The following is a 25,657-nucleotide window of genomic DNA, read 5'->3' on the forward strand; positions in this document are numbered from 1 at the left end:
CGCCCCCGGCCGGGGAGCGGGCCTTGCTGTGTCCGGGGGTTACTGGTCGTTCGGCCGCAGGCCGTTACGGCGCAGCACGACATCGATCAGGAGGACGGCGATCAGCCCGACCGCGGTCCCGATGATCCAGATGTTCTCGGTGTTGCCCTCGTGGTTGCCCCACAGGTACATCAGCAGGACGACCACCGAGGCGATCGCGCCGCGCCGAGCGCCCTTGCGATTGCCCGGCTTGAGCTGGTCGGGCGCGTAAACCGGCTCGTTCTCGGCTGCCACTGTCGGTTCCTCCTCAGGCACGGACACGTCTGCCGTCCAGTCTGACACGGGGCCGATGAGGGCATCCGGGCAACCCGGCGGTACCTTCGATGCCGTCGGATATGGGTGAACCGAGGGAGCTGAACGGTGCGGATCACGGGCACTGGCCACGCGAGCATGCGGATCGACACGGCCGCGGGCAGCATTCTGTGCGACCCGTGGGTCAACCCGGCGTATTTCGCGTCGTGGTTCCCGTTCCCGGACAACTCCCAGCTGGACTGGGAGAGCCTCGGTGACGTCGACTACCTGTACGTCTCGCACCTGCACCGGGACCACTTCGACGCGGAGCACCTGAAGCGCTTCATCAACAAGAAGGCCACGGTGCTGCTGCCGGAGTATCCGACCAGCCAGCTCGAGGACGAGCTGCGTGAGCTCGGCTTCACCAGCTTCTTCAAGACCAAGAGCAACGAGGTGCACGAGCTCGACGGCGGCCTCAAGGTCATGATCCAGGCGCTGATCAGCCCCACCGACGGCCCGATCGGCGACTCGTCGCTGTGGGTCGAACACGACGGCGTCCGGGTGCTCAACCAGAACGACGCCCGCCCGACGGACCTGTCCACGTTCGCCGAGCTGGGCCACGTGCACGCGCACATGCTGCAGTTCTCCGGCGCGATCTGGTACCCGATGGTCTACGAGCTGCCGCAGGCGGCCAAGACGGCGTTCGGCAAGCAGAAGCGCGACCGGCAGTTCGACCGCACCTGGCGCTACATCGACGACCTGAAGGCCGACCACGTCTTCCCGATCGCCGGCCCGCCGTGCTTCCTGGACGACGAGCTGTGGCAGTTCAACGACATCCACGGTGACGAGGGAAACATCTTCCCGGACCAGTCGGTCTTCATGAGCGAGTACGCCAAGGTCGGCGGCACCAACGGCGTCGTGCTGCTGCCGGGCAGCGTGTCCGAGCTCACCACCGGGTCGATCGAGACCACCCACCCCACCGACGTGGACGAGTTCTTCGCCGACAAGCAGGCCCACCTCGAGGAGATGCGCGAGCGCAAGGCGCCGATCATCGCGGCCGAGAAGGCGTCCTGGCGGCACCCCGAGATCGACGTGCTGGGCGAGCTGAAGAAGCGCATCGAGCCGCTGCTCGAGGAGTCGATCTACCTGGCCAAGGGCGTCGGTGGCCCGGTCCGCTTCGACCTGCTGTCCTACGACGGCGAATCGGTCGAGTCGATCGTGGTCGACTTCCCGGGCAAGCAGGTCCGGCCGTACGCCGACGAGAAGGTCCGCTACCGGTTCAAGACCCAGCGCGAGCTGATCGAGCACCTGATCTTCATCGACGAGGGCGACTGGGTGAACTCACTGTTCCTGTCCTGCCGGTTCTCGGCGGCCCGGATCGGCCAGTACAACGAGTTCGTCTACGCGTTCTTCAAGTGCCTGTCCGAGGAGCGCCTGCAGTACGCCGAGGGCTGGTACGACGAGCACGAGAAGTCGGTCGACGCCGAGGACACCGAGCTGGGCGGCTGGACCGTGCAGCGCCGCTGCCCGCACCTGAAGGCGGACCTGAGCCGCTTCGGCATCGTGGACGGCAACGTGCTGACCTGCCAGCTGCACGGCTGGAAGTTCGACCTGCCGACCGGCCGGTGCCTCACCAGCGTCGGCCACAAGATCCGCGCCGAGAAGTCGGGTGCGGACATGCCCGCGCGAGCGGAGTAACGCCGGGCCCGCCCCGAGCGCTCTTAGGTCTGGCATTGATCAGCAGCGCTCGGGGAGGGACCCATGGACGACATCTGGGCTTACCGTGTCAGCCGGCAGGGCGAAATGTCCCTCGTCGTCCTGTCCGGCGAAGTCGACATGAGCGCGGAGGACGAACTGGCCGCGGTCCTGCTGGCGGAAATGTCGCGTCCCGGCATCTCGTGCGTCCAGATCGATCTCGACGCGGTGGAGTTCCTGGACTCGTCCGCGATCAACGTCCTGGTCCGGGCGTTCAACGCCGCCCGGGAGGCCGGCCGGGAGCTCCATATCGTCCGGGCCCACCAGACGCCGCTGAAGGTGCTGGAGATGACCGGGCTGATGCCGCTGCTGGCCCCCGGCGGCGATACGGCGGTCAGCGACCCAGATCGGTGAGGATGCGCCTGGCGGCGTTGTGACCGGCGGCGCCGATCACACTGCCGGCCGGGTGTGCGCCCGCCGAGCCGGCGTAGAGGCCGTCCAGCCCGGTGGCGTACGGCATGCGCTCGTTGAAGGCCACGGTGTTGTCGACGTGGTGGATGTGGCCGCCGGTGATGCCGAAGTGCTTCTCGATGCCCGGCGGGCTCAGCGGCATCGTGTCCGCCACCAGCTCCGATGTGCCCGGTGCGTAGCGGTCGACGATGGCCAGCAGCCGGTCGACGTAGCCGGGCAGCTCCGCCTCCCAGGACGAGGAGGCCAGCGCGTACGGCACGGACTGGACGAACAGGGCCGACGAGTGGTGGCCCGCCTCGTCCTGCAGGGACGGGTCGACTGTCGTGTGCAGGTACCACTCGATGGTCGGCTCCGCCGGCAGCCGGCCGGCCTGCACGTCGGCCCACATCGCACGCAGGGCGGCCATCGGCGAGTCGGTCCCGGCCAGGCCGGCCAGGCCCGCCGAGCCGGGCAGCAGGTGGATCGTCGAGCCGAACGGCGAGGCCGCGTCGTCGGGCAGGCAGGAGAAGCGCGGCAGAGCGCTGAGCGCGAGGTTGACCTTCAGGGTCGTGCCGGGGCGGCGGACCGCCGCCATCCGGTCGGTCAGGGCGGCGGGCAGCGCACCCTCCGGGACCAGGCTCATCAACCTGTACGGGTCGCAGGAGCCCAGCACGACCCGGGACGAGATCGCCCGCCCGTCGGCCAGCACCACGCCCGTGGCAGCGCCCTGGGAGACCGTCACCTCCGCGACCGGAGTGCTCGTGAAGATCGACGCACCGGCGGCGCGGGCCGCGTCGGCGAACGTGCGCGACACCGTGCCCATCCCGCCCGCCGCGATCATCCACGTGCCATCCGAGCCCGGCAGCCGGCACATGTTGTGCACCAGGAAGTTGTGGCCGGTGCCCGGGTCGTCGGGGCCCGCGTTCAGCCCGGACAGGCCGTCGGTCACCGCGTACATGCTCATCAGCAGTTCGCTCTTGAAGCCGAACCGGGACAGGTAGTCGGCGACCGACCCGCGGACCAGGTCGATGAACGTGCTCTGCAGCTGGGGGCGGATGTGCCGGTCGGCGATCTCCTCGACCGTGCCCGGCTCCCGCAGCCAGGCCGGCGCCAGATCGGCGCGCAGGGCCGCGATCTCCACCTGCATCGCCTCGTCGGCGGTCACGTCGCGGGGCGAGAAGAACCGCTGCATCTGCGCCCGGGTCGCCTCGCGGTCCGTGCCGAACAACAGGTACGGCGAACCGGGGCCGCCCGGAGTGGGCAGGAAGTAGTGCGGGTCGCGGCGCAGCACCGGGATGTCCACGTCGAGCGTGCGCAGCAGCTCCGGCGGCATCAGACCGAGCAGGTACGAGCCGGTGGACTGGCCCAGGCCGGGCACCCGTGGGAACGGCCGCTCGGTGCGGGTGGCTCCGCCGAGCACGCCGGCCGCCTCGAGCACCACGACGTCCAGTCCGGCGCGGGCCAGCAGCACGGCGGAGACCAGGCCGTTGTGGCCGGCCCCGATGATCACCACGTCCGCGCGTTCGGGCAGAGAGCTCATGGCAGCGGAGCCTAGCGCGCCAATCGGCTGACGGTCCGGGCCAGTTCGACCTCGAAAAGTGGCTCCACGTCCGTCATGGCCCACCTGAGATGGCCGAAAACCTCCATCGCCACGATTCCGTACAACCGGGTCCAGGCGGCCACGAAGAGGTAGATCACGGGCAGCGGGAAACGGTCACCGAAGATGTCCAGGTACGGCTTGAACAGCTCGCGCAGTGCCGGGTCGGGCAGGTCGGGGGCCTCGCCGCCGAACGGGTGGCGGGCGTAGTGCTCGCCCAGCACCGTGAAGAAGGTCTCCCCGAACCGGGCCCCGGCGTCGTTGAGCGGGCCGCACCGCTCGGCGAACGGCGTGACCCCGGGCACCGGGCTGCCGAACATCAGCGCGAACTCGGCCGGCCGGTCGAGCGACCAGCGGCGGAACGCGCGGGCCATGTAGCCGACCCGGGCCAGCGGCTCCTCGTCGCCGTGCGCGACCGCCGCGTCGGCCACCGTGGCCCGCAGATCCTCGAACAGGTCGGTGACGATCGCCAGGATCAGGGCATCAAGGCTGGCGAAGTACCGGTACAGGGCGGGGGCGGTCATGCCGAGGTCCCGGGCGATGGCCCGCAGTGAGATGGCGGTCGGGCCGCCGGCGACGAGCAGGCGGCGGGCGGCGTGCTTGATCTCGGTGACGGTCTCCGCGCGCAGCCGTTCGCGGCGGCCGGGCGTGGTCGTCGTCATAGGGTGCTCCGTTGACGAAGGTGAACGGTGTTTGCGAGGGTAAACGGCGTTCACTGGGTTGGCCAAGATCTGGAGCGACTCTAACGGGCCGTGCGGGAGGCAGACACATGTTCGGCTGGTGGGGCAGAGCCGTCGTCCGGCTGCGCTGGTGGGTCATCGCAGCGGCGTTTGCGCTGGTCGTGGCCGGGGCGACGTGGGGTGCCGGCGTCTTCGGCGCCCTCACCGGCGGCGGCTACGACGACCCGGACAGTCCCTCGAACAGGGCAGCCGCGGGCATCGCCGAGCAGCTCGGGCAGCGTGATCCCGACCTGATCGTGCTGTGGTCCAGCGCCACCGGCACCGTCACCGACCCGGCGTTCCGTACGGCGGTGAGCGAGGCCGTCGGCCGGATCCGGGCCGAGGCGGACGTGGCCCAGGTGGCCGCGTACACGGACGGGAACGCGTCGCCGGCCCTCGTCAGCACCGACCGGCGGGCCACCTACGCGGCGGTCTACCTGCGGGCCACGGACGAGGACGGCAAGACCGCCGCGTACCACCGGATCGAGCCGGCCTTCGCCGCACCCGGCCTGACCACCCAGGTCGGTGGGCTCGTCGCCTTCACCGACCAGGCGAACACGCAGACCGAGCAGGACATCACCCGGGCCGAGATCTTCTCGCTGCCGATCCTGTTCATCCTGCTCGTGCTGATCTTCCGCGGCCTGATCGCCGCACTGTCGCCGCTGGTCATCGGCGGTATCGCGATCCTCGGGGCGTTCGTCGCGGTGCGGGCGCTGACCTACCTCACCGACATCTCGGTCTTCGCGATCAACGTCATCACGCTGCTCGGGCTGGGCATGGCCGTGGACTACTCGCTGTTCGTGGTGAGCCGGTTCCGCGAGGAGCTGGCGAACGGGCAGGACGTGAGCGCCGCCATCCGGACTACGGTGGCGACGGCCGGCCGTACCGTCGTGGTCTCGGGTCTGACCATCGTGCTGGCGCTGTCCAGCCTGCTGATCTTCCCGCAGCCGTTCCTCGGCGGCCTGGCCATCGGCGGCATGGCCGCCGTGCTGATCGCGATGCTGGCCGCGCTGACCGTGCTGCCCGCGGCGCTGGTCCTGCTCGGCCACCGCATCGACAAGCTGCGCATCCCGCTGCCGCACAGTGCCCACCCGGGCGCCGGCTGGGCCCGGATCGCGCACAGCGTGATGCGCCGCCCGGTGCTGTACGTCGTCGGCGTGCTCGTCGTGCTGACCGCGTTCGCGGCACCTTTCCTGCGGGTGGAGTTCGGCGGTTTCGACGAGCGGGTGCTGCCCTCCGACAGCTCGGCCCGGATCGTCGGTGAGCGGCTCGCCGCCGGTTTCCCCGGTGGTGGTGAGGAACCGATCACCGTGCTGGTGACCGGTGCGCCGGCCGGCGGGCTGGCGGAACGGATCGCCGGCCTGCCCGACGTCGCCGCCGCCACCGTCACCGCCGAGCGCGGCACCTCGTCGCTGATCACCGTGACCTACCCGGCCGACTTGTCCCGCGCCGAGTCCCGCGAGATCGTGTCGCAGATCCGGGAGCTACCCGCGCCCGTCGGCGCCGAGGTGCTCGTCGGTGGCCGGCCCGCGATCGACCTCGACCTGTTGGAGAGCCTCGCGGCCGGGCTGCCCTGGATGGCGCTGATCATGGCGGTGGCCACGATGCTGCTGCTCTTCCTGGCCTTCGGCTCCATCCTGCTGCCGATCAAGGCCGTGCTGATGAACCTGGCCTCGATCGGGGCGTCCTTCGGCGTGGTCGTCTGGATCTTCCAGGACGGCCACCTGGAGGGCCTGCTGCGCTTCGAGTCCACCGGCTTCGTCGAGCCGAGCAACATGATCCTGGTGCTCGCTGTGCTCTTCGGCCTGGCCACCGACTACGAGGTGTTCCTGCTCTCCCGGGTGCGCGAGGAGTGGGACGCGAGCGGCGACAACACCGCTGCCGTGGCCGCCGGTCTGCAGCGCACCGGCGGCATCATCACCGCCGCCGCGGTGCTGCTGATCACGGTGGTGGCCGGCTTCGCCACCGGCTCGGTGACCGTCATCAAGACCATCGGCGTCGGCATGATCGTGGCCATCATCGTGGACGCGACCCTGGTCAGGGCGCTGCTGGTCCCCGCGACGATGCGACTGCTGGGGCGGTGGAACTGGTGGGCGCCGGGTCCGCTGGCCCGTTTCTACGGCCGCTACGGGATCCACGAGACCCCGGCTCCGCCGGCTCCGGAGGCTCCGGATCGCCGGCCCGCACCCGTCTAGCCCGCTGGAAGGCGCTGGCGCTCTGGGTCGCGGCGAAGCCGGCCAGCAGGATGACGTGGAAGAGGTAGAGCCACAGCCCGACGGCGACCACGCCGCCGATCTCGGTGAAGCCGCCGAACGGCACGCCCAGGTCCAGCGGCAGCGAGCAGAAGAGCACAAAACCGTGCAGGAAGCCGGACAGGTTCGCCGCGGTGAACGAGCCGACCAGCGTGGTGGCCAGCCACTCCGGGCGTCCCGGGGCCACCCCGCGGTAGACCCAGATCACCACGGGGGTCAGGACCAGCCAGGCGGCGAAGAAGGACAGGATCACCCCGGCGACCGCGTACCAGCCGCCCCGGACCCAGAGGCCGCTGGTCACCGGCAGCGCCAGGAACAGCGCGAGCAGCAGGGCGGGGGAGGCGGCCAGCAGCGGCAGCCAGAGGATCCGGCCGCGCCAGCCGACCAGCGCCTCGCCCGGCTCACGCAGGGACACGAAGGCGCGGCGCAGGCCCTCGCCGTACAGGGTGGCGGGCAGCAGGCTGGCCACGGCGAGCATCGGGGTCAGGTGCAGACCGGCCTCGATCAGCGCGGCGAGCGCGCGCGGCGCCCCGATCGCGTCCGGCAGGGCGTCGATCGTGCGCCCGGTGAGCCGGCGGACCCGGTCGGCCCCGGCGATCAGGCCGGTGATCCAGATCGCCAGCAGCGCCACCGGCACCACGGCGATCCCCGCGTAGAAGGTCACCGCGGCCGAGTACAGGGCGAGGTCACGCCCACGGAGCAGCCGGAACGGCGCCGACAGTTTTCGGCGCACGTCCGCCACCCGGGATCTCATGGCTCACCCTTACCCAGTGCGGCGCTACGATCCACCCGCCGGCGCCTCGACCCGGCAGGGGAAGATGAACGTCATGCGTGAGTTGGTACTGCTCGGCTCGACCGGATCCATCGGCACCCAGGCCATCGACATCGTCCGGCGCAACCCGGACCGGTTCCGGGTGGTCGCGCTCGGTGCCGGCGGCGGCAACGTCGAGGTGCTCGCCGCGCAGGCGCTCGAGCTGGCCGTCGACGTGGTCGGCGTGGCCCGCTCCAGCGTCGTGCAGGACCTGCAGCTCGCCTTCTACGCCGAGGCGCAGAAGCGCGGCTGGGCCACCGGCGACTTCAAGCTGCCGAAGATCGTCGCCGGGCCGGATGCGATGACCGAGCTGGCGCAGTGGCCCTGTGACGTGGTGCTCAACGGGGTGGTGGGCAGTCTCGGGCTGCCGCCGACGCTGGCCGCGCTGCGCTGCGGGCGTACCCTCGCGCTCGCCAACAAGGAGTCCCTCGTCGCCGGCGGCCCGCTGGTCAAGGCCGCGGTGACGCGGCCGGGGCAGATCGTGCCGGTCGACTCGGAGCACTCGGCGCTGGCCCAGTGCCTGCGCGGCGGATCGGCCGCCGAGGTCCGGCGACTGGTCCTGACCGCCAGCGGGGGAGCGTTCCGCGACCGACGGCGCGCGGAGCTGACGAACGTCACACCGGAGGAAGCGCTCAAGCACCCGACGTGGGACATGGGCCCGGTGGTGACGATCAACTCCGCCACCATGGTCAACAAAGGTCTCGAGGTGATCGAGGCGCACGAGCTGTTCGACGTGCCGTACGACGCCATCGAGGTGATGGTGCACCCGCAGTCGGTGCTGCACTCGCTGGTGGAATTCGCCGACGGCTCGACTCTTGCCCAGGCCAGCCCGCCGGACATGCGGCTGCCCATCGCGCTCGCGCTGGCCTGGCCGGAGCGGGTGCCCGACGCCGCGGCGGCCGTCGACTGGACGCTGGCGCACAACTGGGAGCTGCGTCCGCTGGACGACGACGCCTTCCCGGCCGTCCGGCTGGCCAAGGCCGCCGGTACGGCCGGACGGTGCCGGCCGGCCATCTACAACGCCGCGAACGAGGAGTGTGTGGCCGCGTTCGTGTCCGGTCGGCTACCTTTTCTGGGCATCGTCGACACCCTCGAGGCGGTGCTCGCGGCGGCCCCCGATTTCGACGAGCCGGGTACCGTCGAGGACGTGCTGACCGCGGAGGCCTGGGCGCGTGCCCAGGCCCAGCGGATGATCGCTACGGCGGCTGAAGGAGCCTGATGCTGTACTGGTTGGGGACGGCGGCCTTCGCGCTGGCTATCTTGATCTCGGTGAGCCTGCACGAGCTGGGCCACATGATCACGGCGAAGCGCTACGGGATGAAGGTCACCCAGTACTTCGTCGGCTTCGGGCCGACCATCTTCTCGTTCCGCCGCGGCGAGACGGAGTACGGCCTCAAGGCCATCCCGCTCGGCGGGTTCTGCAAGATCGTCGGGATGACGCCGCAGGACGACGACGTCTCGGAGCAGGACCAGCCGCGGGCCATGTGGCGGTACCCGGTGTGGAAGCGCACGGTCGTGATGTCGGCCGGCTCCCTCACCCACTTCGCCCTCGCGATCGTCGCCGCCTGGTGCGCCGCGGTCTTCGTCGGCCTGCCCAACCCCGACGTGCCGCAGACCGTGCAGCAGCAGGTCGCCCTGCCGGCCCAGATCACGGTGGCCGACTGCGTGCCGATCGTGCTCAGCGCGAACGAGTGCAAGGTGGGCACGGGCACCGACGTCGCCGGCCCGGCCGCCGCCGCCGGGCTGAAGACCGGCGACGTCATCACCAAGGTCGGCAACACCCCGATCACCAGCTACGGCCAGCTCACCGACGCCATCCGCGGCAGCCGGCCGGGCCCGACGGTCTTCGAGTACACCCGCGACGGCCAGCCCGGTAGGACCACGGTCACCATGATCGCCGCGCAGCGCCCGCCGCTGGCCGACCCGGAGGGCAAGGTCGCCGAGGTCTCGGTGGTCGGCATCGGGCAGAGCATCAACATCCCCGGCACGGTCACCTACGGCCCGCTCGACGCCGTGCCCGCGAGCCTGCGGTACGACTGGAGCCTGGTCGAGGGCTCGTTCGTGGCGATGAAGCGGATCCCGGAGAAGATCCCGGCGCTGTGGAACTCGATCACCGGCTCGGAGCGCGACCCGAACACCCCGATCAGCGTCATCGGCGCCAGCCGGCTGGGCGGCGAGGCGATCGAGCGCGGCGTGCCCGAGATCTTCCTGCTGATCTTCATCTCGCTGAACGTCTTCATCGGCATCTTCAACCTGCTGCCGCTGCTGCCGCTCGACGGTGGCCACATCGCCATCGCCTGGTACGAGCGGGTCCGCTCGTGGATCTACGGCAAGCTGCACAAGCCCGACCCCGGCCGCGTCGACTACTTCAAGCTGATGCCGCTGACCTACGCCGTCATCCTGATCGGTGGGGCGTTCACGCTGCTCACCGCCACGGCCGACGTGATCAACCCGATTACCATCTTCTCTAAGTGAGAGTGCGCACATGACCGCTGTCAGTCTCGGTATGCCGGCCGTACCGCCGCCGCCGCTGGCCTCCCGCCGGCAGAGCCGCCAGATCATGGTCGGCAACGTGCCGGTCGGCGGGGGCGCGCCGGTGAGCGTGCAGTCGATGACGACCACGCTGACCGCCGACGTCAACGCGACGCTGCAGCAGATCGCCGAGCTCACCGCCTCGGGCTGCCAGATCGTCCGGGTCGCCGTGCCGTCGCAGGACGACGTCGAGGCGCTGCCGGCCATCGCGAAGAAGTCGCAGATCCCGGTCATCGCCGACATCCACTTCCAGCCGCGGTACGTCTTCGCCGCGATCGACGCCGGCTGCGCGGCGGTCCGGGTCAACCCGGGCAACATCCGCCAGTTCGACGACAAGGTCAAGGAGATCGCCAAGGCCGCGGGCGACGCCCGGGTGCCGATCCGGATCGGCGTGAACGCGGGCTCGCTGGACAAGCGGATCATGCAGAAGTACGGCAAGGCCACCGCCGAGGCGCTGGTCGAGTCGGCGCTGTGGGAGTGCTCACTGTTCGAGGAGCACGGCTTCCGCGACATCAAGATCTCGGTCAAGCACAACGACCCGGTGGTGATGATCCGCGCGTACCGCCAGCTCGCCGAGCAGTGCGACTACCCGCTGCACCTCGGTGTCACCGAGGCCGGTCCGGCGTTCCAGGGCACGATCAAGAGCGCGGTGGCCTTCGGCGCGCTGCTGGCCGAGGGCATCGGCGACACCATCCGGGTGTCGCTGTCGGCGCCGCCGGTCGAGGAGATCAAGGTCGGCCAGGGCATCCTGGAGGCGCTGGGCCTGCGCGAGCGCGGCCTGGAGATCGTCTCCTGCCCGTCCTGCGGCCGCGCCCAGGTGGACGTCTACACGCTGGCCGAGCAGGTGACGGCGGCGCTCGAGGGCTTCCCGGTGCCGCTGCGCGTGGCGGTCATGGGCTGCGTCGTGAACGGCCCGGGCGAGGCCCGCGAGGCCGACCTGGGGGTGGCTTCCGGCAACGGCAAGGGCCAGATCTTCGTCCGGGGCCAGGTCATCAAGACGGTGCCGGAATCGATCATCGTGGAGACGCTGGTCGAGGAGGCCCTGCGGCTGGCCGACCAGATGGGCGCCGAGCTGCCGGACGAGCTCCGCGAGCTCCTGCCCGGCCCCACCGTCACCGTCCACTGAGGTCCGCGCCGTCCGATCCCGACCCGCCTCGCCGCAGGCCGGGCCGGTCGGCGTCGCGCCACTGCGCCGGGGTCGCCTGGTGCTCGGCGCGGAACCGTTTGATGAAGTAGCTGACGTCGGGATACCCGACCCGGTGGCTGATCGCCGCCACCGTCAGGCCGGTGGTCGACAGCAGCAGGCGGGCCTGCTGCATGCGCCGCTGCGCGATCCACTGCTGCACCGTCCGGCCGGTCTTGCGGCGGACGACCGTGGTGAGATGGCCGGTGGTCAGGGCCAGCTCGGCGGCGACGTCGGTCAGCGAGATGGGCTCGTGGTAGCGCCGCTCGATGACCTCGAAGACGGCGGCGAGCAGCGGCTCGTCGGACGAGCGCAGCTGGCCCGCGACGTCGGTGGACAGCCGGGCCGCGGCGACCAGCACGAGAGTCAGGTGGGCGAGCGCGGCCTCCTGGTAGCCGTCGCGCCGGGCCCGTAGTTCGGCTTCGAGCGTGGCGAAGCGGGCCACCCAGGCGTCCCGGTCGGCGGCGGGGATCTCCAGTCGCTGCGCGCGGTCGATGCCGCGGGCGAACGGGAACAGCAGCGGGTGCGCGCGCCACGACGAATAGGCTCCGGGCGTACCGGGGCGGATGACGTCGGCCGGAAACCAGACCACCCAGCCGTCGGTGGCGACCTCCTCGTGCGGGCCGGTGAAGGACACGACCTGCCCGGGCGCGATGACGAACAGATCGCCGTCGGCCACCGGCCACTCCCGCTCGTCGAGCACGATCGTCCCGGCGGCCCGGTGCGCGTAGAAGAGCACCAGGAAGTCGTGCGTGTGCGAGCCGGCGGGCGGACCGCCGCTCGCAGGGTTCTCCGGCAGACGGGTGATCGCGATCGGGGCGGCGCCGGGCACGTGGCCGAAGGCGATGACCGGGACACCCCGGCCGGTCGCCCCCACCTGCCGGGCCCTTCCCCAGGTCGGCACCGAAGATCGTCGCATCCCGGCCACGGATCGCCCGTTGTTGCTTTCCTCGTCCCGCATGAGGCTGAGAGTACGACCGAACTTCGTCGGACTCGACAGGAGCGCGACATGAACCGACAGACACACGCCCGGGACGACCAGCACTACCTGCCGGCCATGGGCAGACACTGGCTGCTGCCCCTCTACGACCCGTTCACCCGGCTGGCGCGGGTCGGCCGGATCCACGCTCAGCTGCTCGACCGTGCGGACCTGCGGCCGGGCCAGCGGATCCTGGAGATCGGCTGCGGCACGGGCAATCTGCTGACCGCCCTCGGGCGGCGCGCGCCCGACATCGAGGCCGTGGGCATCGACCCGGACCCGGCGGCGCTGCGCCGGGCCCGGCGCAAGGCCGCCCGCCGCAGACTGCCGATCCGGTACGAGCAGGCGTTCGCCGGCCACCTGCCCCAGCCCGACGCGAGCTTCGACCGCGTCCTGTCGTCGTTCATGCTGCACCACCTCGACGAGGAGGAACGCGGGCGAGCGCTGGGCGAGGTCCGTCGCGTCCTGCGCCCGGGCGGCGAGTTCCACGTGGTCGACATCGACGCCACGCCGTCAGGCACCGGCCGGGCGCACCGCCGTCCCCTGGTGGCGGACAGCGTCCCGGAACGCGTGCTGGCCTCGATGACAGAGGCCGGCCTGACGGGCGTCCAGGAGAACGGCCGCGAGAGAGCCCGCTTCGGCGCCTACGCCTTCTACCGCGCCGAGAAGTGACAGCCCGGGCCGAGTGGCGGGCTTGTGGGCGGGCACGTCCCCTGGACGCGGCCATGGCAGCGACAGCCGCCGGCGTGGCGAGTGCCCTGTTTGCCGTCGCCGTCGTGGCGTTCAGCTTCGCGTAGTACAACGGCGACCGGCGCATCGACTGGGCGCAGGCCGCCGGCGTCGGCCTGCTCGCCGCCGCATGCGTCCGGGCGATCGCGGTCAACGCCGTCGTGACCACCCCCGACTGAACCGCACCCGCCGCGCCGGGCGTCCGGGCGGCCACCGGAATCGCCCGGCGGCGGGTGCTCAGCCGGAGTTCCGCCGGCTCGCCTGTGTGCGGGTGGAGGACGGTGTTGCGGTTGGGGACCGTTGCTCGCCGTAGCTGAATGGAAAGGGGTCCCCGCTCACTCGTCGGCGAGGATCGCGTAGAGCTTGCGCTTGGTTTCGTTGAGGACTTCCAGGGCCTTGTCGCGCTGCTCCGGGGTGCCGTTGAAGCCCACCTGGCGCAGCGCGTCCATGATCCCGATCGCCGCGTCGCGGAAGTCCTGGACCTGGGACATCGTGTCGTTGCTGAACTGGGCCCACGGCGGGTTCTCCGCCGCGACGGTCGCTTCCTCGCGGCCGGCGTCGGTCAGGGTGAAGCGCTTGCGGCCGCCCGTCGCCTCGGCCTCGATGAGGCCTTCGTCCTCGAGCAGCTGCAGGGTCGGGTAGACCGAGCCCGGGCTCGGGCGCCAGATGCCGCCGGTGCGGCTCTCCAGCTCCTGGATCATCTCGTAGCCGTGCATCGGCCGCTCCAGCAGCAGGGCCAGCAGGGCCGGGCGCACGTTGGGCCGGCTACCGCGGCCACCGCGGCGATGGCCGCGTCCGCCCGGGCCGAAGCCGGGGCCGCCGAAACCAGGACCGCCGAAGCCGGGCCCGCCCTGACCGAACGGGAACCCGGGCGGGAAGCCGAAGCCGCGCATCAGGCCCTCGCGCAGGCTGCCGGGGTGACCGTGTCCCTCGCGCATGTGGTGGTGTCGCATGACCTTCTCCGATCTGTTGTCGATAGTTAGACGATATATCGGCAACATGTCATCGGCAAGGGTTTCTCCGATCGGAGGGGGCGGCGCGGGTGTATCCGGGCTGCCATCTGGCAATCTGGTAGCTGTGTTGACGGTGCCCATCCGCCAGCTCGGTGAGTCCGAGCGGGCGACGGTCGAGCGGATCCTCGACCAAGACCCCTACGCCGGCGCTCAGATCGCCGAGCGCGTAGCGGCGCACGGGCTCAACTGGTGGCGTTCCGACGGCCGGATCTACGGCTACGGCACCGGCCGCCGCATCGAATCGCTCTGCTGGTCCGGCGCACATCTCGTGCCGGTGTGCACGACGCCGGCCGCGGTGGCCGCCTACGCCGACCTGCTCGGCGCCGAGCCGCGCATCTGCTCGTCGATCATCGGGCGGGCCGAGGCCGTGCTCGACCTCTGGGAGCGTCTCGGCGGGCACTGGGGCCCGGCCCGCGACGTGCGGCCGCACCAGCCGCTGCTGGTCGCCGACCGGGAGGCCCCGGTCGCGCCCGACCCCGAGGTGCGCCTGGTGCAGCCCGGCGAGGTGGATCAGCTCTTCCCGGCCGCGGTCGCGATGTACACCGAGGAGGTCGGCGTCTCGCCGCTGGTCGACGACGGCGGGCGCGGCTACAAGCGGCGGATCTCCGACCTGGTGCGGTCGAAGCGGGCCTACGCGCGGTTCGTGGGCGACCGGGTCGTCTTCAAGGCCGAGCTGGCGATCGTCACCCGGCGCACCACGCAGGTGCAGGGCGTGTGGGTGGACCCGGAATTCCGCGGGCAGGGAATGGCCGCGGGGGCCATGGCGGCGGTGCTGCGGGACGCGCTGCGCCGGGTGGCGCCGACCGTGAGCCTGTACGTCAACGACTACAACGCGCCCGCCCGCCGGGTCTACGCGCGCTGCGGTTTCGTGCCGAACGGCAGCTTCGCCACCGTCCTCTTCTAGGGCCGGCCCAGCCCCGTGATGAGCTCACCCAGCGCCGCGGCGCCACCCTGCTGCAGCTCCGGTGTGGGCACCAGGGCCATCACCGGGACGTCGACGCCGGCCTCCGCATAGCGCGCCACGTGCTCGCGGCACTGCTCCGGTGAGCCGTGCACGATCAGCTCGTCCACCACCTCGTCCGGGATCGCCGCCAGCGCACCCTTGCGGTCGCCGGCCGCCCAGGCCGTCCACATCGGAGCCAGCACGGGCTCCCGGCCCAGCCAGCGGTGGAACTCCGCGTACGCCGGGACCGTCAGGTAGGCCGCGATCATCCGGCGGCCGACCGTGCGGGCATAGGCCGCGTCCTTGGTCGGGCACACGAAGATGCGCGCGACCACGTCGAAGCCCGGCCGGTCGGACTTGGCCTCGGCCAGCGCCCGGGGCACGTCGGTGGCCGCCAGCCAGTTCAGGATCACGCCGTCGGCGGCCGACGCGGCCAGCCGGAGCATGCCGGGACGCAGGGCGGCGAGCAGCACTCCCGGCGGGGTCGCGGGCGGGCGTTCGAGGCGGAAACGGCGTACCCGGAAGGTCTCGAACTCGCGGTCGACCATCTCGCCGGCCAGGGCCGCGCGCAGGAACTCCAACATGTCCCGGCTGCGGGCGAACGGGCTGGTGAAGTCGGCCGCGTTCCAGTCGCCGACCACGACCGGTGACGACGCGCCGATGCCGAGCTGGAACCGGCCCGGTGCGGCCTCGGCCAGGGCGGCGGCCGTCATTGCGAGCAGAGCCGGGCCGCGGGTGAAGACCGGGGTGATCGCGGTCCCGAGCCGGGCCCGTGGCTGCCAGGCGGCGGCGAGGGTCAGCGGGGTGAAGGCGTCGGTGCCGGCCACCTCGGACGACCACAGGTCGGTGAAACCCGCGTCGGTCAGCGCCGCGAACACCGCGGCGTGCTCGGCCAGCGGCACCCCGCCCAGCGGTACGGTCATTCCCCATCGCGTCGACATCACCCGATCCTGCCCTGTGATCGAGGTGAGGTCCACCACCGGGCCAGGGTCGCCAAGGGCGTCCGCCGGGTCGCTCGAGCGACCCGGCGGCACCACACCTCAGCCGACGGTGGAGCGGCTGCGCCAGGCGGTCGCGAAGGACGTCCGCCCGTTGGTACGCAGCAGCGACCCCTCGTAGACGCGGGCGCCGACGGCGAGGAACACCACCGTGGAGACCGCCAGCACGAGCAGGGACACCACCGGCTCCCAGCCCGCCGCGTCCCCGGTGAACAGGCGCACCGGCATCGCGATCGGCGAGGAGAACGGGATGTAGGACAGCGCCGTCATCGCCGCGGCGTTCTCCTGCAGGAACAGCACCGCGAAGAACGGTCCCATCACCGCGAGCTGCAGCGGGGCCGAGGCGCCGTTGATGTCCTCCTGCCGCGCCGCCAGCGCGCCCACCCCGGCCCACAGGGTGGCCAGCATGACGAAGCCGATCAGGAAGAACGGCAGGAACCAGGCGATGGTCGGCCCGACCAGAGCGGTCACGTCGGCGTCGACCCCGGCGATGCGCATGCCGACCAGCGCCACCACCGCGATCAGGGCGATCTGCCCGAACGCCAGCAGCGTCATCGCCGCCACCTTGCCGGCCAGCAGCGCCCGTACGGGCACGCTGGCGACGAGGATCTCGACGATGCGGGTCTGCTTCTCCTCGGTCACGCTCATGGCGATCTGCAGCCCGAAGGTGAACGAGGTCATGAAGAACAGGAAGGCCAGGGCGAACGGCACGAGGAAGGCCAGGAACGGGTCGGTGGCGTCCGGGTCGAGCAACCGCACCGGCGGCGCGGTGCTGAGCGCCTCCACCACCTCACCCGGCGCCTCCTCCAGGCCGAGCACGGTCGGGCCGGCGACCACGGCCGCCTCCACGTCGCCGTCGCGCACGAGCCGTTCGGCCTCGGCGTCGGTGGTGACCGGACGCACCTCCAGGCCGGCCCGCTGCAGCGCCGTGGCCACCGTGGGGTCGGTCGTGGCGACCTTGGCCGGGCCGCCGTCGAGCAGGCTCGGCAGCACGGTGCTGGCGATGGCGATCAGCAGGAAGAAGGCCGTGCTGATCAGGAACGTCTTGTCCCGGAGCTTGACCCGGATCTCGCGGGCGGCGACGAGCCGGGCGGCGGCAAGGGTGGTCACTGGTTCACCTCTCGGAAGATCTCGGCGAGCGACGGCGTGACCGGACCGAAGGAACGGACCGGGCCCCGGGCCAGCGCGGCCCGCAGCACCTCCTGGTCGTCGGTGCCGGGAGCCAGATCGAAGACCGCGCGGGCGCCGTCCAGGTCGATCAGCGTCACCCCCGGCTGGTCGCGCAGCCAGCCGGCGTCGGTGTCGACCTCGACGGCGAACCGGGGGAGCGCATAGCCGGCCCGCAGCTCCGTCCGGCTGCCCGAGGCCCGGATCCGGCCGCCGGCGATGATCACCAGGTCGTCGCAGAGCCGCTCGACCACGTCGAGCTGGTGGCTGGAGAAGAGCACCGGGGCCCCCGCGGCCGCGCGTTCACGCAGCACGCCGACGACCACGTCGACGGCGAGCGGGTCGAGCCCGGAGAAGGGCTCGTCCAGCACCAGCACCTCGGGGTCGTGCACCAGCGCGGCGGCGATCTGCACGCGCTGCTGATTGCCGAGCGAGAGCTTCTCCACCTGCTCGCCGGCCCGGTCGCCCAGCCCGAGACGCTCCAGCAGAGCGTCGGTGTTGCGGCGGGCGGCGTCGGCGCTCAGCCCGTGCAGGCGGCCCAGATAGATGATCTGGTCGCTGATCGTCATCTTCGGATAAAGGCCGCGTTCCTCGGGCATGTACCCGAACCGGTGCCGCAGCTGCCGGGTAAGCGGGACGCCCTGCCAGGTCACCTCGCCGGCGTCCGCCGCGAGCACGCCGAGCATGATCCGCATCGCTGTGGTCTTGCCGGCGCCGTTCGCGCCGACGAAGCCGGTCATCCGCCCGGCCTCCACAGTGAACGAGACGTCCTCGAGCACCCGCCGGTCCCCGAAGCTGCGACTGACGGCCTCGACTTTCAGCACGTTGGTCATGGTGACCACGCTAGGGCGCTTTCGCCGCCCGCGAGTCCGGCCCGAGGATGATCACCGGGGTCCTCCGCTAGGAGGACCCCGGCCGCACCACCCCGAGCTCGTACGCGAGCACGACCGCCTGCGTCCGGTCCCGCGCCCCGATCTTCATCAGCACCCGGCTCACGTGCGTCTTGACGGTGGTCTCGCCCAGCCGCAGCCGCCCGGCGATCTCGGCGTTGGTGGCCCCGCCGGCCATCAGCACCAGCACCTCGTGCTCGCGCGGGGTCAGCTCGGCCAGCCGGGCCCCGGCGCCGGGCTGCCGCAGGGCCGGATTGGCGAAGGTCTCGATGACCCGCCGGGTGATCGCGGGCGCGAGCAACGCGTCCCCCGCCGCCAGCACCCGGACCGCCTCGGTCAGCGCCTCCGGGGTGCCGTTCTTGAGCAGGAAGCCGCTGGCCCCGGCCTGCAGCGCGGCGAACAGGTAGTCGTCGCGGTCGAAGGTGGTCAGGATCAGCACCGACGGGCCGTCCCGGGCGGTGACCCGCCGGGTCGCCTCCAGCCCGTCCATGCCGGGCATCTCGACGTCCATCAGGATCACGTCGGGCCGCAGCCGCCCGGCCAGGTCGACCGCCTGGATGCCGTCGGCGGCCTCACCGACCACCTCGATGTCGTCCTCGCTCTCCAGGATGGCCCGGAAACCGGTCCGCACCAGCTGGTGGTCGTCGGCCAGCAGCACCCGGATCATCGCTGCTCCCCGGCGACGGCCAGGGCCCGGGACAGGGGCAGCCGCGCGCGGACGCGGTAGCCGCCGCCGATGCGCGGTCCGCTCTCCAGTACGCCCTCGTGCACCGCGACCCGCTCGCGCATGCCGATCAGGCCCAGTCCGCCGGTGGGACCGGGAACGGCGCCGCGGCCGTCGTCGGCCACGTCGACCTCCAGCTCGCCGGCCAGGTACCGGATCCGGATGTCCAGGGTGGTCGCGTGGGCGTGTTTCAGCGTGTTCGTCACGGCCTCCTGGATGATCCGGTACGCCGCCTGCGACACCGAGCCGGGCAGGGGCACCGGGTCGCCGTACACGTTGCAGGTCGCGGTGAGGCCCGCCTCCCGGGCGCGGATCACCAGCTCGTCGACCCGTTCCAGGGCGGCCTCGGCCGGCGGCTGCTCGCCGGCGCCGCCGGTGTCGCGCAGCGCACCCAGCATGCGGCGCAGCTCCTCCACAGCGGTCCGGGCGCTGTCCTCGACGGCTGTCAGCGCCGTGCGGGCCCGCTCGGGGTTCTTGTCCAGCATCCGGCGGCAGGCCGAGGCCTGGATGCCCATCACCGACACGTGGTGGGCGACGACGTCGTGCAGCTCCCGGGCGATCCGGACCCGCTCGCCGATGACCGCGCGCTCACCGGCCACCGCCTGCGCCGCCCGCAGCTCGGCCGTGCGCCGCTCGAGCTGCCACTGCCGCCGCGCGGCCTCGCCCAGGGCGTACGCGAAGCCGAAGAACGCCGCGTTGACGATGATGCTGTTCAGCAGACCGGCCAGCAGCGGGGGGAGCTCGCCGGAGGCGCCGGGCGGCCCGTCCGCCAGGATCTCGTCGTGGGCCAGGAACCACGCGACGCCCAGCCAGACGAACATCGCGGCGATGACGGCCAGGCGCAGCCGACGGCTCCGGCGCCGGTCCCGGCCCCAGGCGCCGAGGGTGTAGATCGCGACGAAGAGCGCCCCGGTGACCAGCTGCTGCTCCTGCGAGCCGCGGACCTGACCGCCGATGTAGGAGATCGCGACCAGCACCACCACGACGTCCGGGTGGCTGCGCCGCCAGATCAGCGGCAGCGTCACCGCCAGCGACCAGCCGATCTGCTCGATCACCGAGGGCGCGGAGCCGGAGGACAGCAGGCCGAAGCTGCGGGCCAGGAAGACGTTGAGGACCGCGATCGTGGCGACGGTCAAGGCGATGCCGAGGTCGATGCGGCGCTGGCGCGGTGTCGGTCCGGGGCGCGGCCCGTCGTCGACGGTCGGGGACGTCATCCACCGACGATCGCACGGCTCCCGGGCCCGGGGGCAGGGCGGGTGCGGCGGATCATGGCGGCGGCGATCGACGTGCCGACCAGCCAGCTCACCGCCACCACCAGGGCCGCCCGTTCGAGCCCGGCGCTCAGCGGCCCGCGGCCGGCCAGCAGCATGGTCAGCCCGAGGGCGGCACCGAGCGGCACGATGATCGCGACGGCGGTGGTGGCCAGCCGGCGCAGCACCGGCCCGAAGGGTGCGGAGAGGGCCACCAGCGCCATGGCCCCGGCCAGCAGCACCATGCCGATGACGCTGGCCACGGTGTGGCTGACGTCGGCGACGGTCGTCGGCTCGTACGGCGGGAGCGGGCAGCCGCTGGTGCACGGCACCACACCCGACGTCCCGGCCAGCACCGCCGCCAGGCCGAGCAGCGTCGCCACCGGCCGCGAGTCGCGTCCCAGGACCCGGCCCAGCAGCGCCACCCCCAGGGCCAGCCCGACGAGCCCGCAGCGGTACGCGACAGCCAGCGGCATGCCGGTGGTGCCCGCCTCGCTGACGTAGCCCTCGGTCCAGGGGCCCGGCGCGGCGACCAGCCCGGCCAGCATGGTGAGCGCGCCCACCAGGACTGCCGCGCCGGCCAGGGCAGCGACCCGGTCGTGGCGGTACCCGAGCGCAACCATGATCTCCACCGTAGCCCGGCGGCGCGCCCGGACTGATCCAATGGTGGGTGTGGGAGAGCGGCGCACGATCGTGGTCACCGGTGGCAGCTCGGGCATCGGGCTGGCCGCGGCCGCCGCGTTGGCCCGCGGTGGTGACGAGGTGGTGCTGCTCGGCCGCGATCCCGGCCGGCTGCGGCGTGCGGTCGAGGTGGTGCGGGAGGCCGGCGGGCGCACGCCGGCGGCGTACCGGGCCGACTTCGCGGTGCTGGACGAGGTGCGCTCGGCCGGTGCCGCGCTGGCGGCGGTCCACGAGCGGGTCGACGTGCTGGTCAACAACGCCGGGCAGCTGGCGCCGGCGCGGCGGTTGACCGTCGACGGGTTCGACCCGTGCGTCCAGATCAACCATCTCGGCGGTTTCCTGCTCGCCCACCTGCTGCTGGACCGGCTGCGGGCGGCGGCGCCCGCGCGGATCGTCACGACCGGTTCCGCGGCCGAGGCGTGGGGCACGCTGGACGTGCGGCGGCCCGGGCGGCGTCAGGTGAGCCGGTGGGCCGCGTACGGCGCCAGCAAACAGGCCAACCTGCTGTTCACGATCGAGGCAGCCCGGCGCTGGGGCCCGTACGGGATCGTGCCGACCTGCTTCTTCCCCGGCCTGATCCGCAGCCGCTTCGGCCGGCAGAGCCCGCTGTTCTCCCTCGGCAAGCTGGTCTTCCGCAGCCCGGAGCAGGGCGCGGACACGCTGCTGTGGCTGGCCGGCGATCCGGCCGCCGCGATGCCCGGCGGCTACTTCGCGTGGCGCAGGCCGTTCGGCGCCACCGGGCGTTCCGTCGATCCGGCCCGCGCCCGGCACCTCTGGGACTCCAGCCTGGCCGCCGTCTACGGCGCCGAGGGGGAGCGGTCGCCGCGGGGCGAGCCGTAGTAATGGGTGGTCGCGATGTCCGGCCGGGTGGTGGTCGGCAGGTCCGCGTCGTCGTCGGCGGTCAGCGTGCCGCCCAGCTCGACGATGCGCCGGTGCGCCGCCGCCAGCCTGTCCTCCAGGGTCACGATCCGGCAGGCCGCGGTGAGCAGCATGCCCTCGTCCAGTAACTGCCGGACCCGGACGGCGAGTTGCAGCTGGTGCCGCGAGTAGCGGCGGTGCCCGCCCAGCGAGCGTTCCGGCTCGATCAGGCCGGCCGAGCCCAGGCTGCGCAGGAAAGCCGGCGTCACGCCGATCATGTCAGCGGCCCGGCCCATGGTGTACGCCGGGAAGTCGGCGTCGTCGAACGCGGTGCTCATGGTGCCTTCCGTGGGGGGTTGGACACAGTCCAAGGCCCCGGCGGGTTACCGGGGCCTTGGCTGTTCAATTCTGTGGCCGACCGTCGTCGGCGAGGCTCATCTGCTTGCGTGCCGCTAGCGGATGGCCTGAGTAAGGGGCATCGGCTGCCATCACCTCTTGTCGGGTCGGGGACTTTGCGAGTTCGCGTTGCTGCGGTATCTCGTCCTCCTTACCAACTCAGAGTCATTGCCAGTTGCGTGCCGGCTGTGCGTGGCCGACTCCTGTGATGTTAGGCCCGCCACAAGCATATTTCTAGTCTCGCCGCTGTAGATTTTTAGGGCGAATGGGGCGGCGGCACGGGACGGGCGCGTGGCACAGCGCGATGCTGCGTCGAGAGAGAGGTGACCGCGCCCCGCGCCGCCGCGGGTGGGGAGCCGTGGGCTGCCCCGGGTCTTCCGCGAAGCCTGCCGAGGGCCCGCGCGCCGAGTGGCGTCGTCAGTGCAGTTGCCCTGACATGTCTACGAGTGTGCGGGTTGCTTCTGGCGCCCGGCAACGCAATTAACGCGGTTCATTGACGGCCGTAACACCGCGGGTAGATCATCACCGAACAGCGGTGGCCCAGGTCACATCTGCCCCTCGGATCCAGGGAGTCGTTATGAGCGTTGAGCCTCCCAGCACCGACGAAGAACGCCTCGCCCAGCTCGGCTATCAGCAGGAACTGCACCGCCGACTGTCCGGCTTCTCGAACTTCGCGGTCTCCTTCTCGATCATCTCCATCCTGGCCGGCGCGATCACCTCGTACGGGATCGCCATGAACGCCGGTGGCCCGCTGGCCATCACGCTCGGCTGGCTCTTCGTCGGCATCATGGTCACCTTCGTGGCGCTGGCGATGGCCGAGGTCTGCTCGGCCTATCCCACCGCCGGCGCCCTCTACTGGTGGGCCGCCGCGCTCGCCAAACGCAACAAGGCGGCGTGGGCCTGGTTCATCGGCTGGTTCAACTTCCTCGGCGAGGTGGCCGTCACCGCGGCGATCGACTTCGGCGCGGCCATCACCACGTCGGCGTTCCTGAGCCTGACCTTCGACATGGAGGTCACCAAGGGCCGCACGTTCCTGATCTTCCTGTGCCTGATCGTGGCCCACGGCCTGCTGAACACCTTCGGGGTCAGCCTGGTCCGGCTGCTCTCCGACGTCAGCGCCTGGTGGCACCTGATCGGCGTGGCGGTCATCGTGGTCGTCCTCGCCGTCGTGCCCGACCAGCACAAGCCGATCTCGGAGGTGTTCTTCGAGGTCCGCAACGAGACCGGCTTCACCTTCACCGGCGCGGCCGTGTACGCGGTCCTGATCGGCCTGTTGATGGCCCAGTACACGTACACCGGCTACGACGCCTCGGCGCACGTGGCCGAGGAGACCCACGACGCCGCCCGCGCCGCACCGCGCGGCATCGTGCTCTCGGTCGTGGTCTCGGTGATCGCCGGTTTCCTGCTGCTGACGGCGATCACCTGGTCGATCCAGGACTACGACGCGCAACGCACCACCGAGCTGGGGCTGCCGCCGGCGCAGATCTTCATCGACGCGGCCGGCGACAACCTGGGCGCCTTCCTGCTGTTCATCTGCGTGGTCGCCCAGTTCTTCTGCGGCATGGCGTCGGTGACGGCCAACTCCCGGATGTCGTACGCGTTCGCCCGCGACGGTGCGCTGCCCGGCTCCCGGCTGTGGAAGCAGGTCAACGCCCGGACCGGTACGCCGACCAACTCCATCTGGCTCTGCGTGACGCTGTCCACCCTGCTGGTGCTGCCGTCGCTGTGGAACACCACGGCGTACGCGGCGGCGACCTCCATCGCGGTCATCGGGCTCTACATCGCCTACGTCGGCCCGGTGCTGCTGCGCCGGCTCAACCCGGACTTCCAGCCGGGGCCGTGGAACCTGGGCCGGTGGAGCGCCCCGATCGGCTGGATCGCGATCGTCTGGGTGGCGTTCATCTGCGTGCTGTTCGTCCTGCCGGTGGCCGGCCCGATCAGCGCGGCGAACTTCAACTACACGATCGTGGCCGTCCTCGTCGTCGTCGGCGGAGCCACGCTGTGGTGGCTGATCAGCGCCCGCAAGTGGTTCACGGGTCCGAAGCAGAACCTGATCGAGAAAGCCGCGCACGGAGAGCCGACGTTGCCGGCCGGGGAGTGATCTATTAGTAGGCGGGGCCGGGCACCTGCCCGGCCCCTCGTACCCCCTGGAGGGAACCGGATGGATCTCGAAGATCTGGACGTCGCCGTCACCAACGGCAGCATCGACACCGTGCTGCTCGCGCTCACCGACATGCAGGGCCGGCTCCAGGGCAAACGGCTGCACGGCCCGTTCTTCATGAACGAGGTCGCCGGCGGCGGCAGTGAGGGCTGCAACTACCTGCTCGCGGTGGACGTCGACATGAACACCGTCGACGGTTACGCGATGTCGTCGTGGGACAGCGGCTACGGCGATTTCGTGATGCGCCCGGACTTCGCCACCCTGCGGCCGGTCCCGTGGCAGCCCGGCACGGCCATGGTCCTGGCCGACCTCGAGACCACCGACGGTGAGCCGGTCTACGCCTCGCCCCGGCAGATCCTGCGCCGCCAGCTCGACCGGCTCGCCGAGCACGGCCTGACCGCCTTCGCCGGCACCGAGCTGGAGTTCGTGCTCTACCAGGACACCTACGAGCAGGCGTTCAGCAAGAGCTACCGCGACCTGACCCCGGCGAACCAGTACAACGTGGACTATTCGCTGCTCGGCACCGCCCGGGTCGAGCCGCTGCTACGCCGCATCCGCAACGAGATGTACGGCGCCGGCCTGGTCCCGGAGAGCGCCAAGGGTGAATGCAATCTCGGCCAGCACGAGATCGCGTTCCGCTACGCCGACGCGCTGACCTGCGCCGACAACCACGTGATCTACAAGAACGGGGCCAAGGAGATCGCCGCTCAGGAGGGCATGGCGCTGACCTTCATGGCCAAGCCGAACGAGCGCGAGGGCAACTCCTGCCACATCCACTTCTCGCTGCGCGGCGAGGACGGCCGCTCGGCGATGCTCGGCGACGGCCCGGCCCACCTGAGCGTGACCGGGCAGCGGGTGCTGGCCGGCCTGCTCGCCACCATGCGTGAGTTCAGCCTGCTCTTCGCGCCGAACATCAACTCCTACAAGCGCTACCAGCCCGGCTCGTTCGCGCCGACCGCCCTGCGCTGGGGCGTCGACAACCGCACCTGCTCGCTGCGGATGGCGGGACACGGTCAGGGCATGCGCGTGGAGAACCGGGTGCCCGGCGGTGACGTGAACCCGTACCTGGCCATCGCGGCGCTGGTCGCGGGCGCGCTGCACGGGCTGGAGAACGAGCTCGAGCTCGAGGAGGAGTTCCGGGGCAACGCCTACGACGACGCCTCCGCGCCGCGGGTGCCCGGGCATCTGCGTGACGCGGTGGAGTTGTGGGAGCTCAGCCCGGTGGCAGCGGCGGCGTTCGGGCCCGAGGTGGTCGCCCACTACGCGAACATGGGCAAGATCGAGCTGGCCGCGTACGACGCCGCGGTCACCGACTGGGAGCTCAAGCGAGGGTTCGAAAGGCTGTGAGTCTTCAGACAG

General features: G+C 71.5%; 23 protein-coding genes and 1 pseudogene. 11 read left to right on the forward strand and 13 right to left on the reverse strand.

Annotation, left to right across the window (positions count from 1 at the left end; translation table 11 throughout):
* Window positions 1-39: 39 nt before the first annotated feature.
* Window positions 40-273 carry a DUF2631 domain-containing protein gene (locus Aau02nite_RS22005; protein ID WP_212990424.1) on the reverse strand — a complete coding sequence of 78 codons (234 nt, stop codon included), beginning with the start codon at window positions 271-273 and terminating at the stop codon, window positions 40-42.
* Between the two features lie 126 nt (window positions 274-399).
* Between Aau02nite_RS22005 and Aau02nite_RS22010 the strand changes: the two genes are divergently transcribed.
* Together Aau02nite_RS22010 and Aau02nite_RS22015 are read left to right on the forward strand one after the other, a co-directional pair.
* Entirely contained in the window at window positions 400-1,968 is a 1,569-nt protein-coding gene (locus Aau02nite_RS22010; RefSeq protein ID WP_212990425.1) for a Rieske 2Fe-2S domain-containing protein, read from the forward strand.
* 63 nt (window positions 1,969-2,031) lie between these two features.
* Window positions 2,032-2,379, forward strand: coding sequence for an STAS domain-containing protein (locus Aau02nite_RS22015; protein WP_212990426.1), 348 nt, complete (start codon window positions 2,032-2,034; stop codon window positions 2,377-2,379).
* On the opposite strand, the gene Aau02nite_RS22020 is transcribed toward Aau02nite_RS22015, so the two are convergent.
* Entirely contained in the window at window positions 2,360-3,955 is a 1,596-nt protein-coding gene (locus Aau02nite_RS22020) for a phytoene desaturase family protein (RefSeq protein WP_212990427.1), read from the reverse strand. The genes Aau02nite_RS22015 and Aau02nite_RS22020 overlap by 20 nt on opposite strands.
* A gap of 11 nt (window positions 3,956-3,966) precedes the next feature.
* Complete coding sequence (locus tag Aau02nite_RS22025) at window positions 3,967-4,674, reverse strand: TetR/AcrR family transcriptional regulator (RefSeq protein WP_212990428.1); 708 nt, start codon at window positions 4,672-4,674, stop codon at window positions 3,967-3,969.
* A gap of 107 nt (window positions 4,675-4,781) precedes the next feature.
* On the opposite strand from Aau02nite_RS22025, the pseudogene Aau02nite_RS22030 reads away from it, so the two are divergent.
* Window positions 4,782-6,770 (forward strand): annotated as a pseudogene (locus tag Aau02nite_RS22030) (MMPL family transporter); the annotation flags it as partial.
* Here Aau02nite_RS22030 and Aau02nite_RS22035 read toward each other — a convergent pair.
* Entirely contained in the window at window positions 6,769-7,737 is a 969-nt protein-coding gene (locus Aau02nite_RS22035; protein WP_246595349.1) for a YhjD/YihY/BrkB family envelope integrity protein, read from the reverse strand. The pseudogene Aau02nite_RS22030 and the gene Aau02nite_RS22035 overlap by 2 nt on opposite strands.
* Before the next feature lie 64 nt (window positions 7,738-7,801).
* Between Aau02nite_RS22035 and dxr the strand changes: the two genes are divergently transcribed.
* Genes dxr through ispG form a run of 3 tightly spaced genes read left to right on the forward strand, consistent with a single transcriptional unit; the run spans window position 7,802 to window position 11,452 of the window.
* Window positions 7,802-9,013, forward strand: coding sequence for a 1-deoxy-D-xylulose-5-phosphate reductoisomerase (dxr, locus tag Aau02nite_RS22040; RefSeq protein WP_212990459.1), 1,212 nt, complete (start codon window positions 7,802-7,804; stop codon window positions 9,011-9,013).
* A complete protein-coding gene (locus Aau02nite_RS22045; RefSeq protein WP_212990430.1) occupies window positions 9,013-10,269 on the forward strand; it encodes a M50 family metallopeptidase in 1,257 nt (418 codons plus the stop codon). The genes dxr and Aau02nite_RS22045 overlap by 1 nt, the downstream gene beginning before the upstream one ends.
* Before the next feature lie 10 nt (window positions 10,270-10,279).
* A complete protein-coding gene (gene ispG / locus Aau02nite_RS22050; protein WP_212990431.1) occupies window positions 10,280-11,452 on the forward strand; it encodes a flavodoxin-dependent (E)-4-hydroxy-3-methylbut-2-enyl-diphosphate synthase in 1,173 nt (390 codons plus the stop codon).
* On the opposite strand, the gene Aau02nite_RS22055 is transcribed toward ispG, so the two are convergent.
* Complete coding sequence (locus tag Aau02nite_RS22055) at window positions 11,439-12,470, reverse strand: AraC family transcriptional regulator (protein ID WP_246595350.1); 1,032 nt, start codon at window positions 12,468-12,470, stop codon at window positions 11,439-11,441. The two genes, ispG and Aau02nite_RS22055, sit on opposite strands and share 14 nt — an antisense overlap.
* A gap of 48 nt (window positions 12,471-12,518) precedes the next feature.
* On the opposite strand from Aau02nite_RS22055, the gene Aau02nite_RS22060 reads away from it, so the two are divergent.
* Entirely contained in the window at window positions 12,519-13,160 is a 642-nt protein-coding gene (locus Aau02nite_RS22060; RefSeq protein ID WP_212990432.1) for a class I SAM-dependent methyltransferase, read from the forward strand.
* A 392-nt stretch (window positions 13,161-13,552) separates the two neighbouring features.
* Here Aau02nite_RS22060 and Aau02nite_RS22065 read toward each other — a convergent pair whose 3' ends face one another.
* Window positions 13,553-14,170, reverse strand: a complete 618-nt coding sequence (locus Aau02nite_RS22065; RefSeq protein ID WP_246595351.1) for a PadR family transcriptional regulator — start codon at window positions 14,168-14,170, stop codon at window positions 13,553-13,555.
* 124 nt (window positions 14,171-14,294) lie between these two features.
* Here Aau02nite_RS22065 and Aau02nite_RS22070 point away from each other — a divergent pair, with 124 nt between their 5' ends.
* Window positions 14,295-15,134 carry a GNAT family N-acetyltransferase gene (locus Aau02nite_RS22070; RefSeq protein WP_212990433.1) on the forward strand — a complete coding sequence of 280 codons (840 nt, stop codon included), beginning with the start codon at window positions 14,295-14,297 and terminating at the stop codon, window positions 15,132-15,134.
* Here the strand turns inward: Aau02nite_RS22070 and Aau02nite_RS22075 are convergent.
* From Aau02nite_RS22075 to Aau02nite_RS22100, 6 genes are all read right to left on the reverse strand, one after another.
* Entirely contained in the window at window positions 15,131-16,114 is a 984-nt protein-coding gene (locus Aau02nite_RS22075; protein WP_246595352.1) for an LLM class F420-dependent oxidoreductase, read from the reverse strand. The two genes, Aau02nite_RS22070 and Aau02nite_RS22075, sit on opposite strands and share 4 nt — an antisense overlap.
* Before the next feature lie 99 nt (window positions 16,115-16,213).
* A complete protein-coding gene (locus tag Aau02nite_RS22080) occupies window positions 16,214-17,281 on the reverse strand; it encodes an ABC transporter permease (protein ID WP_212990434.1) in 1,068 nt (355 codons plus the stop codon).
* Window positions 17,278-18,171, reverse strand: a complete 894-nt coding sequence (locus tag Aau02nite_RS22085; protein WP_212990435.1) for an ABC transporter ATP-binding protein — start codon at window positions 18,169-18,171, stop codon at window positions 17,278-17,280. Before Aau02nite_RS22085 ends, Aau02nite_RS22080 begins: the two co-directional genes overlap by 4 nt.
* Window positions 18,172-18,238: 67 nt before the next feature.
* The gene (locus Aau02nite_RS22090) at window positions 18,239-18,895 is read right to left on the reverse strand and encodes a response regulator (RefSeq protein ID WP_212990436.1); all 657 of its coding nucleotides are present in this window, start codon (window positions 18,893-18,895) and stop codon (window positions 18,239-18,241) included.
* Entirely contained in the window at window positions 18,892-20,166 is a 1,275-nt protein-coding gene (locus Aau02nite_RS22095; RefSeq protein ID WP_212990437.1) for a sensor histidine kinase, read from the reverse strand. The genes Aau02nite_RS22090 and Aau02nite_RS22095 overlap by 4 nt, the downstream gene beginning before the upstream one ends.
* Window positions 20,163-20,825, reverse strand: coding sequence for a DUF998 domain-containing protein (locus Aau02nite_RS22100; RefSeq protein ID WP_212990438.1), 663 nt, complete (start codon window positions 20,823-20,825; stop codon window positions 20,163-20,165). Before Aau02nite_RS22100 ends, Aau02nite_RS22095 begins: the two co-directional genes overlap by 4 nt.
* Before the next feature lie 67 nt (window positions 20,826-20,892).
* Between Aau02nite_RS22100 and Aau02nite_RS22105 the strand changes: the two genes are divergently transcribed.
* Entirely contained in the window at window positions 20,893-21,723 is an 831-nt protein-coding gene (locus Aau02nite_RS22105) for an SDR family NAD(P)-dependent oxidoreductase (RefSeq protein WP_212990463.1), read from the forward strand.
* On the opposite strand, the gene Aau02nite_RS22110 is transcribed toward Aau02nite_RS22105, so the two are convergent.
* A complete protein-coding gene (locus Aau02nite_RS22110) occupies window positions 21,681-22,079 on the reverse strand; it encodes a helix-turn-helix domain-containing protein (protein WP_212990439.1) in 399 nt (132 codons plus the stop codon). The two genes, Aau02nite_RS22105 and Aau02nite_RS22110, sit on opposite strands and share 43 nt — an antisense overlap.
* A gap of 635 nt (window positions 22,080-22,714) precedes the next feature.
* On the opposite strand from Aau02nite_RS22110, the gene Aau02nite_RS22115 reads away from it, so the two are divergent.
* Window positions 22,715-24,238 (forward strand): amino acid permease, encoded by a 1,524-nt coding sequence (locus Aau02nite_RS22115; protein WP_212990440.1) that lies wholly within the window; start codon window positions 22,715-22,717, stop codon window positions 24,236-24,238.
* A 60-nt stretch (window positions 24,239-24,298) separates the two neighbouring features.
* Window positions 24,299-25,645: a glutamine synthetase family protein gene (locus Aau02nite_RS22120; RefSeq protein WP_212990441.1), complete on the forward strand. Its 1,347-nt coding sequence runs from the start codon at window positions 24,299-24,301 to the stop codon at window positions 25,643-25,645.
* The last annotated feature ends 12 nt before the right edge of the window (window positions 25,646-25,657 follow it).

It is taken from the genome of Actinoplanes auranticolor (assembly GCF_018332655.1).
In the GTDB taxonomy this organism is placed as follows: Bacteria; Actinomycetota; Actinomycetes; order Mycobacteriales; family Micromonosporaceae; genus Actinoplanes; species Actinoplanes auranticolor.

Coding starts and splice junctions, on each gene's coding strand:
- Aau02nite_RS22110 (WP_212990439.1), bottom strand. CDS start 22,079: ATGAGCACCGCGTTCGACGACGCCGACTTCCCGGCGTACACCATGGGC.
- Aau02nite_RS22025 (WP_212990428.1), bottom strand. CDS start 4,674: ATGACGACGACCACGCCCGGCCGCCGCGAACGGCTGCGCGCGGAGACC.
- Aau02nite_RS22115 (WP_212990440.1), top strand. CDS start 22,715: ATGAGCGTTGAGCCTCCCAGCACCGACGAAGAACGCCTCGCCCAGCTC.
- Aau02nite_RS22055 (WP_246595350.1), bottom strand. CDS start 12,470: ATGCGGGACGAGGAAAGCAACAACGGGCGATCCGTGGCCGGGATGCGA.
- Aau02nite_RS22065 (WP_246595351.1), bottom strand. CDS start 14,170: ATGCGACACCACCACATGCGCGAGGGACACGGTCACCCCGGCAGCCTG.
- dxr (WP_212990459.1), top strand. CDS start 7,802: ATGAACGTCATGCGTGAGTTGGTACTGCTCGGCTCGACCGGATCCATC.
- Aau02nite_RS22020 (WP_212990427.1), bottom strand. CDS start 3,955: ATGAGCTCTCTGCCCGAACGCGCGGACGTGGTGATCATCGGGGCCGGC.
- Aau02nite_RS22095 (WP_212990437.1), bottom strand. CDS start 20,166: ATGACGTCCCCGACCGTCGACGACGGGCCGCGCCCCGGACCGACACCG.
- Aau02nite_RS22060 (WP_212990432.1), top strand. CDS start 12,519: ATGAACCGACAGACACACGCCCGGGACGACCAGCACTACCTGCCGGCC.
- Aau02nite_RS22100 (WP_212990438.1), bottom strand. CDS start 20,825: ATGGTTGCGCTCGGGTACCGCCACGACCGGGTCGCTGCCCTGGCCGGC.
- Aau02nite_RS22075 (WP_246595352.1), bottom strand. CDS start 16,114: ATGTCGACGCGATGGGGAATGACCGTACCGCTGGGCGGGGTGCCGCTG.
- ispG (WP_212990431.1), top strand. CDS start 10,280: ATGACCGCTGTCAGTCTCGGTATGCCGGCCGTACCGCCGCCGCCGCTG.
- Aau02nite_RS22085 (WP_212990435.1), bottom strand. CDS start 18,171: ATGACCAACGTGCTGAAAGTCGAGGCCGTCAGTCGCAGCTTCGGGGAC.
- Aau02nite_RS22035 (WP_246595349.1), bottom strand. CDS start 7,737: ATGAGATCCCGGGTGGCGGACGTGCGCCGAAAACTGTCGGCGCCGTTC.
- Aau02nite_RS22090 (WP_212990436.1), bottom strand. CDS start 18,895: ATGATCCGGGTGCTGCTGGCCGACGACCACCAGCTGGTGCGGACCGGT.
- Aau02nite_RS22015 (WP_212990426.1), top strand. CDS start 2,032: ATGGACGACATCTGGGCTTACCGTGTCAGCCGGCAGGGCGAAATGTCC.
- Aau02nite_RS22045 (WP_212990430.1), top strand. CDS start 9,013: ATGCTGTACTGGTTGGGGACGGCGGCCTTCGCGCTGGCTATCTTGATC.
- Aau02nite_RS22120 (WP_212990441.1), top strand. CDS start 24,299: ATGGATCTCGAAGATCTGGACGTCGCCGTCACCAACGGCAGCATCGAC.